Annotated in this window: 16 protein-coding genes; 11 read left to right on the top strand and 5 right to left on the bottom strand. The window is 65.9% G+C overall.

What is annotated here, in order from left to right:
* Positions 1-2 precede the first annotated feature (2 nt).
* Entirely contained in the window at positions 3-725 is a 723-nt protein-coding gene (gene pncA, locus IVA75_RS11450; RefSeq protein WP_027566217.1) for a bifunctional nicotinamidase/pyrazinamidase, read from the top strand.
* Positions 726-800: 75 nt separating this feature from the next.
* On the opposite strand, the gene grpE is transcribed toward pncA, so the two are convergent.
* Both grpE and hrcA read right to left on the bottom strand, forming a co-directional pair.
* Positions 801-1,415, bottom strand: coding sequence for a nucleotide exchange factor GrpE (gene grpE / locus IVA75_RS11445; protein ID WP_007598484.1), 615 nt, complete (start codon positions 1,413-1,415; stop codon positions 801-803).
* A gap of 96 nt (positions 1,416-1,511) precedes the next feature.
* Positions 1,512-2,600 carry a heat-inducible transcriptional repressor HrcA gene (gene hrcA / locus IVA75_RS11440; RefSeq protein ID WP_007598483.1) on the bottom strand — a complete coding sequence of 363 codons (1,089 nt, stop codon included), beginning with the start codon at positions 2,598-2,600 and terminating at the stop codon, positions 1,512-1,514.
* A gap of 181 nt (positions 2,601-2,781) precedes the next feature.
* On the opposite strand from hrcA, the gene rph reads away from it, so the two are divergent.
* The 3 genes from rph to hemW are packed head-to-tail and all read left to right on the top strand — an operon-like array spanning position 2,782 to position 5,343.
* Positions 2,782-3,495 (top strand): ribonuclease PH, encoded by a 714-nt coding sequence (gene rph, locus IVA75_RS11435; RefSeq protein WP_027514789.1) that lies wholly within the window; start codon positions 2,782-2,784, stop codon positions 3,493-3,495.
* Positions 3,496-3,506: 11 nt separating this feature from the next.
* Positions 3,507-4,142 (top strand): RdgB/HAM1 family non-canonical purine NTP pyrophosphatase, encoded by a 636-nt coding sequence (gene rdgB, locus IVA75_RS11430; protein ID WP_027514790.1) that lies wholly within the window; start codon positions 3,507-3,509, stop codon positions 4,140-4,142.
* A 16-nt stretch (positions 4,143-4,158) separates the two neighbouring features.
* Positions 4,159-5,343: a radical SAM family heme chaperone HemW gene (gene hemW, locus IVA75_RS11425; protein WP_247285463.1), complete on the top strand. Its 1,185-nt coding sequence runs from the start codon at positions 4,159-4,161 to the stop codon at positions 5,341-5,343.
* Positions 5,344-5,394: 51 nt separating this feature from the next.
* On the opposite strand, the gene IVA75_RS11420 is transcribed toward hemW, so the two are convergent.
* A complete protein-coding gene (locus tag IVA75_RS11420; protein ID WP_247285055.1) occupies positions 5,395-6,585 on the bottom strand; it encodes a penicillin-binding protein activator in 1,191 nt (396 codons plus the stop codon).
* Positions 6,586-6,991: 406 nt separating this feature from the next.
* Between IVA75_RS11420 and rsmI the strand changes: the two genes are divergently transcribed.
* From rsmI to IVA75_RS11385, 7 genes are all read left to right on the top strand, one after another.
* Positions 6,992-7,942: a 16S rRNA (cytidine(1402)-2'-O)-methyltransferase gene (gene rsmI / locus IVA75_RS11415; protein WP_247285054.1), complete on the top strand. Its 951-nt coding sequence runs from the start codon at positions 6,992-6,994 to the stop codon at positions 7,940-7,942.
* Positions 7,929-8,330: a YraN family protein gene (locus IVA75_RS11410; protein ID WP_027514794.1), complete on the top strand. Its 402-nt coding sequence runs from the start codon at positions 7,929-7,931 to the stop codon at positions 8,328-8,330. Before rsmI ends, IVA75_RS11410 begins: the two co-directional genes overlap by 14 nt.
* 10 nt (positions 8,331-8,340) lie before the next feature.
* Positions 8,341-9,285, top strand: coding sequence for a glutathione synthase (gene gshB, locus IVA75_RS11405; RefSeq protein WP_027566221.1), 945 nt, complete (start codon positions 8,341-8,343; stop codon positions 9,283-9,285).
* Positions 9,286-9,683: 398 nt separating this feature from the next.
* Entirely contained in the window at positions 9,684-10,487 is an 804-nt protein-coding gene (gene cpaB, locus IVA75_RS11400; RefSeq protein WP_247285053.1) for a Flp pilus assembly protein CpaB, read from the top strand.
* Positions 10,488-10,497: 10 nt separating this feature from the next.
* Positions 10,498-12,015 (top strand): type II and III secretion system protein family protein, encoded by a 1,518-nt coding sequence (locus IVA75_RS11395; RefSeq protein ID WP_247285462.1) that lies wholly within the window; start codon positions 10,498-10,500, stop codon positions 12,013-12,015.
* A gap of 76 nt (positions 12,016-12,091) precedes the next feature.
* The gene (locus tag IVA75_RS11390) at positions 12,092-12,826 is read left to right on the top strand and encodes a CpaD family pilus assembly protein (RefSeq protein ID WP_247285052.1); all 735 of its coding nucleotides are present in this window, start codon (positions 12,092-12,094) and stop codon (positions 12,824-12,826) included.
* Entirely contained in the window at positions 12,823-14,112 is a 1,290-nt protein-coding gene (locus IVA75_RS11385; RefSeq protein WP_247285051.1) for an AAA family ATPase, read from the top strand. The genes IVA75_RS11390 and IVA75_RS11385 overlap by 4 nt, the downstream gene beginning before the upstream one ends.
* A 28-nt stretch (positions 14,113-14,140) precedes the next feature.
* Here IVA75_RS11385 and IVA75_RS11380 read toward each other — a convergent pair whose 3' ends face one another.
* Entirely contained in the window at positions 14,141-14,926 is a 786-nt protein-coding gene (locus IVA75_RS11380; protein WP_247285050.1) for a tetratricopeptide repeat protein, read from the bottom strand.
* Positions 14,927-15,005: 79 nt separating this feature from the next.
* Positions 15,006-15,251 carry a PilZ domain-containing protein gene (locus tag IVA75_RS11375; RefSeq protein ID WP_007598461.1) on the bottom strand — a complete coding sequence of 82 codons (246 nt, stop codon included), beginning with the start codon at positions 15,249-15,251 and terminating at the stop codon, positions 15,006-15,008.
* Between the last annotated feature and the right edge of the window lie 149 nt (positions 15,252-15,400).

Below are 15,400 nucleotides of genomic sequence, written 5' to 3'. Positions count from 1 at the left end.
TGATGCTGGATCGGCGACAAGTCTTGGCGGCGCTCGGGACGAGCGCGCTCGTGGCGCTCGCGCCAACCGCGATTCTGGCGGCCACATCGATCAAGCCGGACGATGCATCCGCGCTGCTCGTGATCGACGTGCAGAATTGCTTCCTGCCCGGCGGCAGCCTTGCCGTGAAGGAAGGCGAGCAGGTGGTGCCGGTCATCAACAAGATCTCGAAAGCGTTTTCGAACGTGGTGATGACGCAAGACTGGCACACGCAAGGCCATGTTTCCTTCGCATCAGTCCACGCCGGCAAGAAGCCGTTCGAGACCGTCGATCTTCCCTACGGCAAGCAGGTGCTGTGGCCCGACCATTGCGTGCAGGGCACCGACGGCGCCGCGCTGTCGAAAGACCTTGCGATCCCGCACGCCGAGCTCATCATCCGCAAGGGTTTTCACAAGGACGTCGACAGCTATTCGGCCTTCCTCGAAGCCGATGGCAAGACCTCGACCGGCCTTGCCGGCTATCTGAAGGGGCGCAAGATCAAGCGCGTCTTCGTCGCGGGGCTGGCGACGGATTTCTGCGTGGCCTGGACCGCGCTCGACGCGCGCAAGGCGGGCTTCGAGGTCTATGTGGTGGAAGACGCCTGCCGCGGCATCGACAATCAGGGTTCGCTCGCAAAAGCCTGGGCCGATATGGCCAAGGCCGGCGTGAAGCGGATTCAGTCCGCGGATATCGCGGCGAGCGCGTAAGAGGCGCGACCGAACTGCAAGACCCTCATCCTGAGGAGCGCGCTTCTTAGCGCGCCTCCTCAGCATGAGGATCGATCAGTTCGCCGCGCCGTTCGGCTCGTTGCTGTTGGCGGGCGCGGCCTTGGCGCCGCCCTTGGCGACACCGACCAAGGCAGGACGCAGCACGCGCTCGCCGATGGTGTAGCCGGCCTGCATGACCTGCACGACGGTGCCCGCGGGCACCGATGCATCGGGCACCTCGAACATCGCCTGCTGGAAGTTCGGGTCGAACTTCTGGCCAAGGGGGTCGAACTTCTTCACGCCGTGTTTTTCCAGCGCGCTGAGCAGCGAGCGCTCGGTCAGCTCGACGCCCTCGATCAGCGAGGCGAGGCCTGCATCGGCCGCCGCACGGGCCTCGGCCGGAACGGCATCGAGCGCGCGCTGGAGGTTGTCGGCGATGTCGAGCACGTCGCGGGCAAAGCCCGTGACGCCGTAGAGCTTGGAGTCCGCGACCTCCTTGGCAGTGCGCTTGCGCAGATTCTCCATCTCGGCCAGCGTCCGCAGCATGCGGTCGCGCGCCTCGGCGACTTCCTTCTGCAGAAGCTCGACCGAGCCCGGCTCGGGATCGTCGGGCATGATGTAGGGTTTTGACACCACGGGCTCGCCGGCCGCAGCACTCGTGTCTTCGGGTTGCCGGTCTCGATCGGTCATCGGCTCTCTTTTCGCATTCGTCTCAGGGGGTTTCTGGCCCGCATATCGTGCTTCGGGCGCCGAAAATCAAGCGCCCGTGATCGGGGGAGACGCCGGTCAGCCCCCCAGGAGCCGGCTGACGATGCGGGCAGCGTAGTCCACGGTCGGGATCACGCGGGCATAATTCAGCCGCGTCGGCCCGATCACACCCAAAACGCCGACGATATGGCCGGCAGCGTCCCGATAGGGCGAGATGATGGTGGACGAGCCCGACAGCGAGAACAGCTTGTTCTCACTGCCGATGAAGATCCGCACGCCTTCCGCAGTCTCGGCCCGCCCGAGCAGGTCGATGACCCCGCGCTTGGTCTCGAGATCGTCGAACAGCAGGCGAACGCGCTCGAGATCCTCCAGCGCATGCAAATCCTCGAGCAGATTGGCGTGGCCGCGGACGATGAGCTGCCGATCCTCGTTCTCGCCGCCCGACCAGCTGGCAATCCCGGCCGAGATCACCTTATGCGTCAGCTGATCGAGCTCGGTGCGCGCCTCTCCGAGCGCGGTCTCGAGCTCCAGCCGCGCCTCGGCCAGGGTCCGGCCCCGGATCCGCGCATTGAGGAAGTTGCCGGCTTCGGTCAACGCCGAGGATGGAACTCCCGGCGGCAGCGTCAAAACGCGGTTTTCGACCTGCCCGTCCTCGCCGACCAGGATCACCAATGCCTTTTCCGGTTCCAAGCGGACGAATTCGATATGTTTCAGCCGCGCATTGGATTTCGGCGTCAGCACGACCGCGGCAGCGCGGGTCAGGCCGGAGAGCCGCGTCAATGCCTCCTCGAGCGCAGCCTCCACCGATTGCGCGTGGCCCACGGAGGTCAACTGGCTCTGGATCGCCTGCCGTTCACTGTCATTGAGGTCGCCGACCTGCATCAGGGCATCGACGAAGAAGCGCAGGCCGAGTTCCGTCGGCAGCCGCCCGGCGGAGGTGTGCGGGGCGTAGATCAGGCCGAGCTGTTCCAGATCCGCCATGACGTTGCGGACCGAGGCGGGCGACAGCGGCATTGCGATCAGCCGCGAAATATTGCGCGAGCCCACCGGCTCCCCGGTCGCGAGGTAGCTTTCGACGATTTGACGAAAGATGTCGCGGGAACGCTCGTTGAGCTGGGCGAGGCCCGCGCGCGGCGCGATCAGATGGATCGGATCGTGATGGGCCACAGACCGTAACTCCTCTCAGATACAGGTAATTTGTCTATCCCGGGGGCTTCTGACAAGCGTGGCGTTCGCGGATTGAAAATCGGGGGTGAATAAGGCCTCGATCTTCCCCCTTGCCGCCCACCCTCACCCCCCCTACAAGCACCGCCAACAGCCCTTTTCCGAGAGTTTTGGAGGATTTCCCATGCGGCCAAGCCGCCGTGCGCCCGACGAATTGCGCCCCGTGACGCTGGAGCGCGGCGTGGTCAAATATGCGGAAGGCTCGTGCCTGGTGAAATTCGGCGACACCCACGTGCTGGTCACCGCCACGCTGGAAGACCGCCTGCCGCCATGGCTGAAGGGCCAGGGCCGTGGCTGGGTCACCGCCGAATACGGCATGCTGCCGCGCGCGACCTCGGAACGCACCCGCCGCGAGGCCTCCGCAGGAAAGCAGAGCGGCCGCACCGTCGAAATTCAGCGCCTGATCGGCCGCTCGCTTCGCACCATCATCAATCTCGAAGCGCTCGGTGAGCGCCAGATCACGGTCGATTGCGACGTGCTCCAGGCCGACGGCGGCACCCGCACGGCCTCGATCACCGGCGCCTGGGTCGCGCTCGCCGATTGCATCACCTGGATGAAGGCGCGCAACATGGTCAAGGCCAATGTGTTGCGCGACAACGTCGCCGCGATCTCCTGCGGCATCTACAAGGGCACGCCCGTGCTCGACCTCGACTATGCCGAGGACTCCGAAGCCGACACCGACGCCAACTTCGTCATGACGGGCGATGGCCGCATCATCGAAGTTCAGGGCACCGCGGAACGCGAGCCGTTCACGGAAGCCGAGTTCCTGGCGTTGATGGCGCTGGCGCGCAAGGGCGTCGCGCGCCTCGTGGACTTGCAGAAACTGGCGGTAGCGTAGTCAATAGCCCGATGCATCGCCGAATCACCGGAAAGCTGGTCATCGCGACCCATAATCCCGGCAAGCTCGCCGAGATGAAGGAGCTGCTCGCGCCTTACGGCATCGAGGCGGTGTCGGCCGGCGAGCTCGGCCTTCCCGAGCCTGAAGAGACCGGAAACGATTTCCGCAGCAATGCCGCGATCAAGGCGATTGCGGCAGCGCAGGCGACCAAGCTGCCGTCTTTCGCCGATGATTCCGGCATCGTGGTCGACGCACTCGATGGCGCGCCCGGCATCTACTCGGCGCGCTGGGCCGGTCCGAACAAGGATTTTGCCGCGGCGATGGCGCAGATCGAACGGCTGTTGCAGGAGCGCGGCGCGACCACGCCCGCCAAGCGCAAGGCGCACTTCGTGTCCGCGCTCTGCGTTGCATGGCCCGACGATCACCTCGAAGAGGTCGAGGCGCGCGTCGACGGCACGCTGGTGTGGCCGCCGCGCGGCACCGCCGGCTTCGGCTACGACCCGATGTTTTTGCCCGACGGCCATAGCCGTACCTTCGGCGAGATGGAGAGCATCGAGAAGCACGGCCTGCCGCCGCTCGGTCTTGGCCTGTCGCATCGCGCCCGCGCCTTCGTGAAACTGGCGGAGATCTGCCTTGAGCCGCGCTAGAGCGTTTTCGAGCGAAGTGGATACCGGTTCGCGCCAGGAAAACGCGTCAAAACAAGAATCCGAAGCCTTCGGCGTCTACGTGCACTGGCCGTTCTGCCTGTCGAAGTGCCCCTATTGCGACTTCAACAGCCATGTCCGCCACACCGCGATCGACGAGCCGCGCTTCGCGTCGGCTTTCGCGCGCGAGATCGCTGCGACCGCCGAGCGCGTGCCCGGACGCGAAGTCACCGCGATCTTTCTCGGCGGCGGTACACCCTCGCTGATGCAGCCTGCAACCGTCGGCGCTGTGCTCGATGCCATCGGCAAGCACTGGATTGTGGCGAAAGACGTCGAAGTCACGCTGGAGGCAAACCCGACCAGTGTCGAGGCTACGCGCTTCGCGGGCTATCGCGCCGCCGGCGTCAATCGCGTCTCGCTCGGCGTGCAGGCGCTCGACGATGCCTCGCTGAAGGCGCTGGGTCGCATGCACAGCGCGCGCGAGGCACTCGACGCGGTCGCCATCGCGCGCCGCTCGTTCGATCGTTATTCGTTCGACCTGATCTATGCCCGTCCCGACCAGACGCCCGCGATGTGGGCCGATGAATTGCGTCTCGCGATCGGCGAGGCGGCCGAACATCTGTCGCTCTATCAATTGACGATCGAAGAAGGCACGCCGTTCTTCGGCCTGCATCAGGCCGGCAAGCTGAAGACGCCGGATGAGGCGGTCGCACGCGCGCTCTACGACGTTACCCAGGAGACCTGCGACAGACTCGGCCTGCCCGCCTACGAGATTTCCAATCACGCGCGGCGCGGCGCCGAGTGCCGGCACAATCTGGTCTACTGGCGCGGCGAGGAATATGCCGGCATCGGCCCCGGTGCCCATGGCCGGCTCGACATCGACGGTATCAGGCACGCCACCGCCACCGAGAAGCGTCCCGAAGCCTGGCTGATGCGGGTCGAGACCAACGGCCACGGCGTCGTCACCGACGATCTCCTCAACAGCGAAGAACGCGCCGACGAATTTTTGCTGATGGGGTTGCGCCTCGTCGAGGGCATCGACCCCGAGCGCTACCGCGCGCTGTCGGGCCGCTCGCTCGATCCCAAGCGCATCACGCTGCTGCGCGAAGAAGGCGCGATCACGGTGGATGCAACCGGCCGCCTGCGCGTGACCAGCAGCGGTTTTCCGGTGCTGGACGCGGTGGTCGCCGATCTCGCGGCGTAAGGTCTCTCCATCGTCGTTCTGGCGAAAGCCAGGACGACGTCGAGGAAACAGCTACGCTCCGAAACTCTTCGGCGAGCCCGCCACCGCAACGCCGCCGCCGGTCGTGACCTTCATCACCGCAAGGCCCCGCTCGTTGGTGCCGTCGGCGCGGAAGCGGAACAGGCCGTCGATGCCGGCGAATCCGGAAGGATTGGTGAGCACGTCGGACGAGAAGCGCGTGGTGCCCTGCGTGCGCGCGAGCGCGGCGACCAGGGCGACGGCATCATAGGCGAGCGTTGCGGTGCGCACGGGCTCGGCGCCGTATTTGGTGCGATAGCGGCCGGAGAAAGCGCGGAAGCCGGCCGGATCGGGCGCGGCGTAGAGGCCGCCCTGCAAGCTTGAGCTGGCATAGACGCGCGGACTGTCCCACAGGCCGGTGCCGAGCAGCTGGATATTGCGCAGATTCGCACCCGCCGCGCTCATTGCATCGGCGACCGAGACGACGGCGTCGCCATCATCGGCGATGAACAGCGCATCGGCGCTGCCGAGCTGCTGCGCCACGGTCCGGGCCGGCGTGGCGCGATCGGCGCCGTATTTCTCGAACGCGACGATGCGCCCTCCGCGGCGCGGCACCGCCGCCTTCACCGCGGCCTCGACCACGTTGCCATAGGCATTGTCGGGCACGAGCACGGCGACGGAGCGCTTCCCGATGCTGGCGGAATATTCGACGATGCGGTTGACGTCGGACTCCGGCAGGAAGCTCAGCAGATAGACACCGCGCCCGGCGATGCTGGAGTCGGTCGAGAACGCCATTACCGGGATGCCGCGCGTGCGCGCGATTTGCGCCACCGCAGGCACCGACTGCGCGAACAGCGGCCCCAGGATGATCTCGGCGCCCTCGTCGACCGCCTGCTGCGCGCTCGCTTGCGCGCCCTGCGGGCTGCCATTGTCGTCCTTGATCAGGAGCTGGATGTTGGGATTCTGGAACTCGGCCAGCGCCATCTCGGCGGCATTACGCATCGACTGCGCGGCGAGGCCGGCATTGCCCGATGCCGAGAGCGGCAGGATCACGGCAACCTTCACCCCGCCGGTGCCGGCAGTCGTCGCCTGCTGCGGCGGGCCGGCCGGCTGGGCCGGAGGCGGGGAGGAGCTGCTGAACGGATTGGAGAACTGGCTCAGGCTCTGCTGCACGCCGGCGCAGGCCGACAGCAGCGGAGCGCCGAGCAACAGGCCGAGCGCGCTTCGCCGGGTCGCCCCTGACATCAGGGGCCCCTGAACGGGAGACTCCTCCGGAAAGGAAGATCTGGGATCACGCGGGCCCGTCATGACAGTTTCTCTTCTGACCGACCGTCGCCAGCCGCTCACGATATTCTCCACGACACCAGTCGTGAATTCAGGCATATTGTCGGCAAATAGTTAACTCAAACAAAAGGATAATGCCCGCTTAACGCGGCTTCCTCTCAAGTTCTGGCTAGCTGTCCGCCGTCCGTCACCTAGCATCAAGGCGGCGTTTCCGCCGCGAATATGGCGCTGACGCTTCATTCCCTGGGGAATGTGATGCCGAATGGATCACATTCCAGTCCTTCCTTGCCTCGCCCCTTGCCCAGGCACGATCTTTTTCCGGGGACCGGTTCCCAGCCCCGGGGATCATGCCTAAGTTCGTCTGATTATGCGCGCAAAGCCGTCCCCGATAAATACACCTGAGACTACGGAGCCCGCCTCGCGCGGTTTTTCCATCGACGCCCATCGGCTTGTCGCGCCGAAGGCCGCGCCTGGCCTGCACCTGGTCGCGACCCCCATCGGCAATCTCGGCGACATCACGCTGCGAGCACTGCAGACCCTCGCCGGGGTCGATGTCATCGCCTGCGAGGACACCCGGATCACGCGGCGTCTGACCGAGCGCTACGACATCTCCGCGCAGCTGAAGCAGTATCACGAGCACAACGCTGAAGCGGCCCGTCCGAAGATCCTGGAGCGGCTTTCGCAGGGCGACTCGATCGCGCTGGTGTCGGATGCCGGCACGCCGCTGATCTCGGACCCCGGCTACAAGCTGGTGCGCGAGGTCTGCGCCGCCGGCCACGCGGTCTACGCGCTGCCCGGCCCGTCCTCGGTGCTGGCGGCGCTGTCGGTCGCAGCGCTGCCGACCGACCGCTTCTTCTTCGAAGGCTTTCTGCCTTCCAAATCAGCCGCGCGGAAGTCGCGCCTGGCCGAGCTTGCGCGCATCGATGCGACGCTGGTGATGTTCGACTCCGGCAATCGCGTGCAGGACACGCTCGCCGAGCTCGCCGAGATCATGGGGACCCGTGAAGCCGCGATCTGCCGCGAGCTGACCAAACTGCACGAGCAGATTTCGCGCGCGACGCTGCGTGAGCTCGCGCGCGATGCCGACACGCTGGAGACGCGCGGCGAATTCGTGCTGGTGATCGCTCCGCCTGCGGCCGATGCCGAGATGCTGACATCGGACGCGCTCGACGACCTCCTGCGCGAGCAGCTCGCCGCGAACAGCGTCAAGGATGCGGTGGCGCATGCGGTCGCGCTCTCGGGCCGGCCGCGCCGCCAGGTCTATGCCCGCGCGCTCGAGCTTGCCAAAGATCTGCGGGGCGGCGATGGCGAAGACTGAGACGCCGGCGGAACCGAAAATCGCATCGCCCGAGCGTATCGCCGCGTTTCGCACCGGCATCTCCGCGGAAAGCCGCGCCGCGGCCTATCTCATGGCCAAGGGCTACCGCATTCTCGCCAAGCGCTTCCGCACGCCGCATGGCGAGATCGACATCGTGGCGCGCCGCCGCAATTTGATTGCCTTCGTCGAGGTCAAGGCGCGCGCGACCCTGGACGACGCCGCCTTCGCGGTGACGCCGCGCCAGCAGCAGCGCATCATCGACGCCGCGCAAGGCTGGCTCGTTGCGCATCCCGAGCATGCGGAATTTGAAATGCGATTCGATGCCATGCTGATTGCGCCGCGGTCACTTCCACGCCATGTGTTGGCGGCATTCGACGCCTCGACCTGAAAGGCAGACCATGAAACTGAACGTCGCCGTCCAGATGGACCCCATCGCCCGCATCAACATCAAGGGCGATTCCACCTTTGCGCTGCTCCTGGAGGCGCAGAAGCGCGGCCACGGCCTGTCCTATTACACGCCCGACAAGCTCTCGATGGTCGGCGAGGAAATCGTCGCTCCCGTTCAGCTGCTCACCGTGCGCGACGAGCCCGGCAATCATTTCACCCTCGGCGAGCCCAGGCGCGAGGCGCTCAACGGCTTCGACGTGGTGCTGCTCCGCCAGGATCCGCCGTTCGACCTCGCCTACATCACCTCGACGCACCTTCTCGAACGCATCCATCCGAAGACGCTCGTCGTCAACGACCCCGCTTCGGTGCGCAACGCGCCGGAAAAGCTGTTCGTGATGAACTTCCCGCAGCTGATGCCGCCGACGCTGATCTCGCGCGACCTCGACGAGATCAACGCATTTCGCGACAGGCACGGCGCCGTGGTCATGAAGCCCTTGCACGGCCATGGCGGCGCGGCGGTGTTCCGCGTGATGCCGCAGGACATGAATTTCGGCTCGCTGTTCGACATGTTCTCGGTGACATTCAAGGAAGCCTGGGTGATCCAGCAGTTCATCCCCGAGGTCAAGCACGGCGACAAGCGCATCATCCTGATCAACGGCGAGTTCGCCGGCGCGGTGAATCGCGTGCCGGCCGCCGACGACCTCCGCTCCAACATGGTGCGCGGCGGAGCAGCGCAGGAGACCGAGCTCACGCCGCGCGAGCGCGAGATCTGCGCCACCGTCGGCCCGGCGCTGCGCGAGCGCGGGCTGTTGTTCGTCGGCATCGACGTCATCAACGGCAACCTCACCGAGATCAACGTGACCTCGCCAACCGGCATCCGCGCCATCGCGCGCCTCGGCGGACCGGACGTTGCCGCAAAGCTCTGGGACGTGATCGAGCAGAAGCGGGCGAAGTAACCGCGTTTGTATGACCGCGTTCTTGTAGTCGGCGATCTCTCCCGCGTCGTCCCGGCCCCCCGTGCGCAATTGCGCACCAGGCCGGGACGACACCGGAGATGTGCGGCATTGCGTTGCGTCTCACTGGAATGATGGCGCGATGTCATCGTCGCCACATCACTAACCACGCATTCACCATGACGCGGCGCGCATCGTTCGAACACACGGGCCGCGACTGCGTGAAACTACGGGGCCAGTGGCCGACCGGCTAACGCGACGTTCACCATCTGCCGAAAGACCACAGCGCGGCCGTCGATCGCATTCGGCCTCGCAACACCGCTTATACTTTTACTGCCTACTCATCGACACTGGGAACCCGCCAGGTGCGGTTCGAGTGCCCCGCGTAAGAGTAGAAGCGTATGAACACCGCACGCATTGTCGTTCTCGTCATCGCACTGGGCGCCGGCGGCGTCGCTGCGTATCTGGCGAGCGGCTATGACAACAAGCCCGCGCCCGTTCTCCCCGTCGCCGAGAAGCTGCCGACGGTCGAGGTCCTGGTCGCCAAGAACGACATCCAGCTCGGTCAAGCCGTGAAGCCCGAGGACCTGCAATGGCAGGTCTGGCCGGCGGCGACCGCGAGCAGCGCCTTCATCCGCCGCGACAACAGGCCCGAGGCGCAGATCCAGATCGCAGGCTCGATCGCACGCGTGCCGTTGATGCAGGGCGAGCCGATCCGCGAGCAGAAGCTGGTCAAGGCCGACGGCTCCGGCTTCATGGCCGCGATCCTGCCGTCTGGCATGCGCGCCGTCTCCACCGAGATTTCAGCCGAGACTGCCGCCGGCGGCTTCATCCTGCCGAATGACCGCGTCGACATCGTGCTGACCCGCCGCCTGAAGAATCCCGACGGGACCGCCGGTAACGACCTCATCCTGTCCGAGGCGATCCTGACCAATATCCGCGTGCTCGCGATCGACCAGGCGCCGAAGGAAAAGGACGGCCAGAACGCCGTCGTCGGCAGGACCGTCACGCTCGAGCTCAAGCCCGACCAGGTCGCCACGCTATCGGCAGCGCGCCAGGGCGGCACGCTGACACTCGCGCTGCGCAGCATCGTCGATGTCAACTCGGTCGACAGCGCGCCCGAGGACCAGGCGAGCAAGCGGACCGGCGGGGTCAACGTGATCCGCTACGGCGTACAGGCGCGGCAACTGACGTCACAGAAGTGATGGGGATATGATGAACTTTGGGGATGATCGGACGGGCATGCGCATTCGGGGGAATCGCGCGCGCTCGGTCTGGACGGGGACGATGCTGATCCTGGGGCTGCTCGCAGCTCCCGATGTCGTCAGCGCCGCGGATGCGCCGGTCGGCGACCAGGCGCCCATGCAAGCAGCGGATCTCGATGTGTCGCCGGTCGGGACGATTGCACCGGCGAAGACGCGCTTCCTGTCGCTCGGCGTCGGCAAGTCCGCTGTGATCGACCTGCCGCGCGACGTCAAGGACGTGCTGGTCGCCGATCCCAAGATTGCCAATGCGGTGATCCGCTCGGCCCAACGCGCCTATATCATCGGTGGACAGGTCGGCCAGACCAACGTCGTGTTCTTCGCCGCCGACGGCCAGCAGGTCGCCGCCTACGACATCGCGGTGAAGCGCGATCTCAACGGCATGCGCACGGCGCTGCGTCAGTCGCTGCCGGGCGTGCAGATCGAGGGTGTCGGCGACAGCGTGATGCTCACCGGCTCGGTGTCGAGCCCGGTCGAGGCCCAGCAGGCCGGCGACGTCGCCGCCAAACTGGTCGGCGGCTCCGAGAAGGTGGTCAACAACATCGTCGTGCGCGGCCGCGACCAGGTGATGCTCAAGGTCGTCGTCGGCGAAGTGCGCCGCGATATCGTCAAGCAGTTGGGCGTCGATCTCAGCGCCAGCCTGAATGCCGGCACCGCGGTGGTGAACTTCAACAATTCGAACCCGTTCTCGGTCAGCGGCGGACCGATCGTCAGCAACAACGGATTAGGTGTCGCCGGGCTCACCAAGGGCTTCGCGACCGTCAGCGCCACGATGCGCGCGATGGAAAGTGCCGGTGTCATGCGCACGCTCGCCGAGCCGAGCCTGACCGCGATCTCCGGCGAATCCGCCACCTTCATCGCCGGCGGCGAATTCCCCATTCCGTCCGGCTATGCCTGCGATCCCGTCACCCACGTTTGCACCACCCAGATCACCTACAAGAAGTTCGGCATCTCCCTGAACTTTACCCCGGTGGTATTGAGCGAGGGCCGGATCAGCCTGCGCGTCATGACCGAGGTGTCCGAGCTGTCGAACCAGAGCGCCATCACGGTCACCCAGGCGCTGTCCTCGAACTCGACCAACTCAATCACCATCCCGTCGATCCAGACCCGCCGCGCCGAAACGACGCTGGAAATTCCCTCGGGCGGCTCGATGGCGATGGCCGGCCTGATCCAGCAGCAGACCAAACAGGCGATCAACGGCCTGCCCGGCGTCGACCAGGTGCCGATCATCGGCGCGCTGTTCCGCAGCCAGGACTTCGTCAACAACGAGACCGAGCTGATGGTGATCGTGACGCCCTATGTGGTGCGCGCGGTGGCTCAGAAGGAGCTGTCTCGACCCGACGACGGCTTCGCGCCGGCGTCCGATGCCCAGACCGCGCTGCTCGGCCGCATGAACCGCCTCTATGGCATCGCGCGCCGCGTCGATCCGATCGCGGGCTCGCCCGGTGATTTCGGCTTCATCATCGACTGATGACGAACGGACGGCTCGGGAACGGGGCAAGAGACGGCGAGAGACGGCGAGAGACGGGGCACGAGGGGATGAAGCGATGACGAAGACCATGGCCGATCGACGTCGCAAGTTGAGCGTCGCGCTGGCACTGACGGGGCTCTCCGTCATGCTGGGCGCCTGCAACACCACCGGCGAGGTCGTCACCCAGACGGTGCCGACCGACTATCGCCAGCGTCACCCGATCGCGGTCGAGGAAGCCAAGAAGTCGATCGTGATCTTCGTCGGCAAGGCTCGCGGCGGCCTCTCGGCCGCGCAGCACGCGGACGTCGCCGGCATTGCCCGGGACTGGGTGCGCGAAGGCACCGGCTCGGTCATCGTCGACGTCCCCGTCAACGCCGCGAATTCGCGCGCGGCGGCAGCGACCTATCACGAGATCCGTTCCGTGCTCGCCTCCGGCGGCGTACCCGCGCGTGCCATCGTCCAGCATCCCTATCGGCCCGAGGATCCCGGACTGCTGCCCACCATCCGTCTGAGCTATTCCCGGATCGCCGCGGTCGCGGGCCCCTGCGGGCTGTGGCCGGAAGATCTCGGCCCCTCCATCCTCGACCCCGGCTACAATGAGAACCGGCCCTATTTCAATCTGGGCTGCGCCAGCCAGCGCAACCTCGCGGCCATGATCGACAATCCGGCCGACCTCGAGCAGCCGCGGTCCGAGACGCCGGCCTATAACGCACGGCGTGACGTGGCCTTCGAGCGCTATCGCAAGGGCACGCCGATCGCGACCATGAATCCAGACGCCGACAAGGCCAAACTCAGCGATACAGGCAGATGACACGCGTCCACGACGAAGAAGCGGACGATCCGCAGCACCCCGAGGAACACATTGCGCCGGTTCCTCGCATCTCCGTGCAGGCCTTTTGCGAGACCGAGCAGACGCTCGCCGCGGTGACCGCGGCCGGGCAGGATCGCCGCCTCGCCAAGGCGCATCTCACCGCCAAGGACGGTGGCTTAGCTGCGGCAATCGAAGTCTATGAAACGATGCCGACGCCGAACGTCATCGTGATCGAATCCGACGGCACCCGCGACATCCTCGAGGGCCTCGACGACCTCGCCGGCGTCTGCGATCCCGGCACCCGTGTGGTCGTGATCGGCAATCCCAACGACACCGCGCCCTATCGCGAGCTGGTCCGCCGCGGCGTCAACGACTATGTGGTGGGACCGGTCGAGACGCTCGACGTCGTCCGCTCGATCTGCAGCCTGTTCTCGGCGTCCGAAACCATCATCACCGGCCGCGTCATCGCGGTGGTCGGCGCCAAGGGCGGTGTCGGCGCCTCCACCGTCGCGCACAATGTGGCCTGGACCATCGCCCGCGACCTCGCACTCGATTCCGTCGTGATCGATCTCGATCTCGCCTTCGGCACCGCGGGTCTCGACTACAACCAGGACCCGGTGCAGGGCATCGCCAATGCGGTGCTGTCGCAGGATCGGCCGGACACGGCCCTGATGGAGCGTCTGCTCTCCAAATGCACCGAGCGTCTCAGCCTCCTTGCCGCGCCTGCCACCCTTGACCGCGTCTACGATTTCGGCGCGGAGGCCTTCGACGCGGTGTTCGACACGCTGCGCATGACCACGCCCTGCATCGTGCTCGACGTTCCCCATCAATGGTCCGGCTGGACGCGGCGTGCGCTGGTCAACGCGGACGACATCGTGATCGTGGCCGAGCCCGACCTTGCGAACCTGCGCAACACCAAGAACATGCTGAATGTATTGAAGGCGGCGCGGCCGAACGACCGGCCACCGCTCTACTGCATCAACCAGGTTGGCATGCCCAAGCGTGCGGAGATCGAGGTCAAGGCCTTCGCCAAGACCATGGAGAGCCAGCCGATCGCGGTGATCCCGTTCGATTCGAAGCTGTTCTCGACCGCGGCCAACAACGGCCAGATGATCGCGGAGGTCTCCAAGAGCCACCGCACCACCGAACTGTTCCAGAACATGGCGAACCGCCTTGCCGGGCGCGGCGAGGTGAAGAAGCCGAAGCGCTCGCTGCTCGGGCCGCTGCTGAAGAAGCTGAAGGGTAGGTCGGGGCGCGGGTCAGCCCCGCATCGCCAGGCATCCTGAGCAAGGCTTCCTGACGCGCGAGGGCGGGTTACTTCTCCGCCCGCTGCTGCTTCTTCACCAGCAACTGCCGCAGCGCCGTGACCTTTGCCGCCGCCTGATCCGGCGGCAGGTCCGCCTTCACGATGGTTTCGGCCTCAGCCTGCTTTCCTTCCAGTCCCAGCACGAGCGCGAGATTGGCGCGCACGCGGAGATCGGCGGGATTGCGCGCGTGCGCCCGGCGCATCGTTTCCTCTGCCCGCGGCAGATTGTTCTGCAGCATGTAGGACAGTCCGAGATTGGACAGCACCGACGGCTCGTCCGGCACGATCTTGAGCGCGGCGGCGTAATATTGCTGCGCTTCCTCGTTGCGGCCGAGTTGATCGAGGGCGGCGCCCTGCGCCGACAGGATATGCCAGTCGGGATCCTCGGGCGAATGCGCGCGGCCGAGAACGTCGAACGCCTGCTGGAAACTGCCGCTGTCGGCGAGCGCGCGGCCGTAGCCTGCGAGCAGCGCCTTGTTGCTGGAATGGGCGAGCACGGCCTGCTCCAGCACCGCGAGCGCCTGCGCGCGCTGGCCGGTCTGGCGCAACGCCTTGCCGTATTCGAACGCGACGTTGGGATCACCAGGCTTGGCGCGATAGCGCTCGCGCAGCGCGTCCATGTCCGGCCTCACGTCCGGCTTGGTGTCGGCCCTGCCAGCCGTTTCCGACTTTCCGCCGAGCGCGCCGGTGATGTCCTCGATGCCAGTGGTCTGACAGCCGCCAAGAGCCAGGATCAGAAGCGCGGAAAACAGATATCTCGCCGGAGGAGAGGCGACGGACAAACGCTTGGACATACTCTGATCACTCGGCGACTGATCAGAGATGCTTACCGATTAACGCTAAAGTCCCGTTAAGGCGGGGCGCTTGCGCGGCTCAGTCGGTGAATTCAGCGCCGAACTCGCAGCCGATGCGCCAGCGCAGGCGGCACTGCCGGGAATAGTCGGGCGCGAAGATGATGGTGAATTGCGGCGGCACTTCCAGGAACTCCGCCACCACTTTCACGCCGCCATCCGAAATATCCGTGATCGTGCAGTCCCGCGGCAGCGAACCCGCGCCAAAGTGAATCTTGGCGAGCCGCGTGCACATCCGTCGTTCGCTTCTCCGGCGATTTGCAAGCATTTGAATTGTTCACCCGTTAGACCACGGCCCATCCCGCACCCCTAGGAGTAGCGGACATTCGTTGGGATGTGCTGAGCAGAGCAGCTTGCATTCGAGGCGTAGTGTCTTCGTCGTGTTTACGATCAGTTAGGGCCTCCCGGCTCCTAGGC

Source organism: Bradyrhizobium sp. 134 (assembly GCF_023074155.1).
In the GTDB taxonomy this organism is placed as follows: Bacteria; Pseudomonadota; Alphaproteobacteria; order Rhizobiales; family Xanthobacteraceae; genus Bradyrhizobium.
The sequence above is the reverse complement of the archived record's forward strand: the minus strand, read 5'-3'. Positions and strand labels throughout refer to the sequence as shown.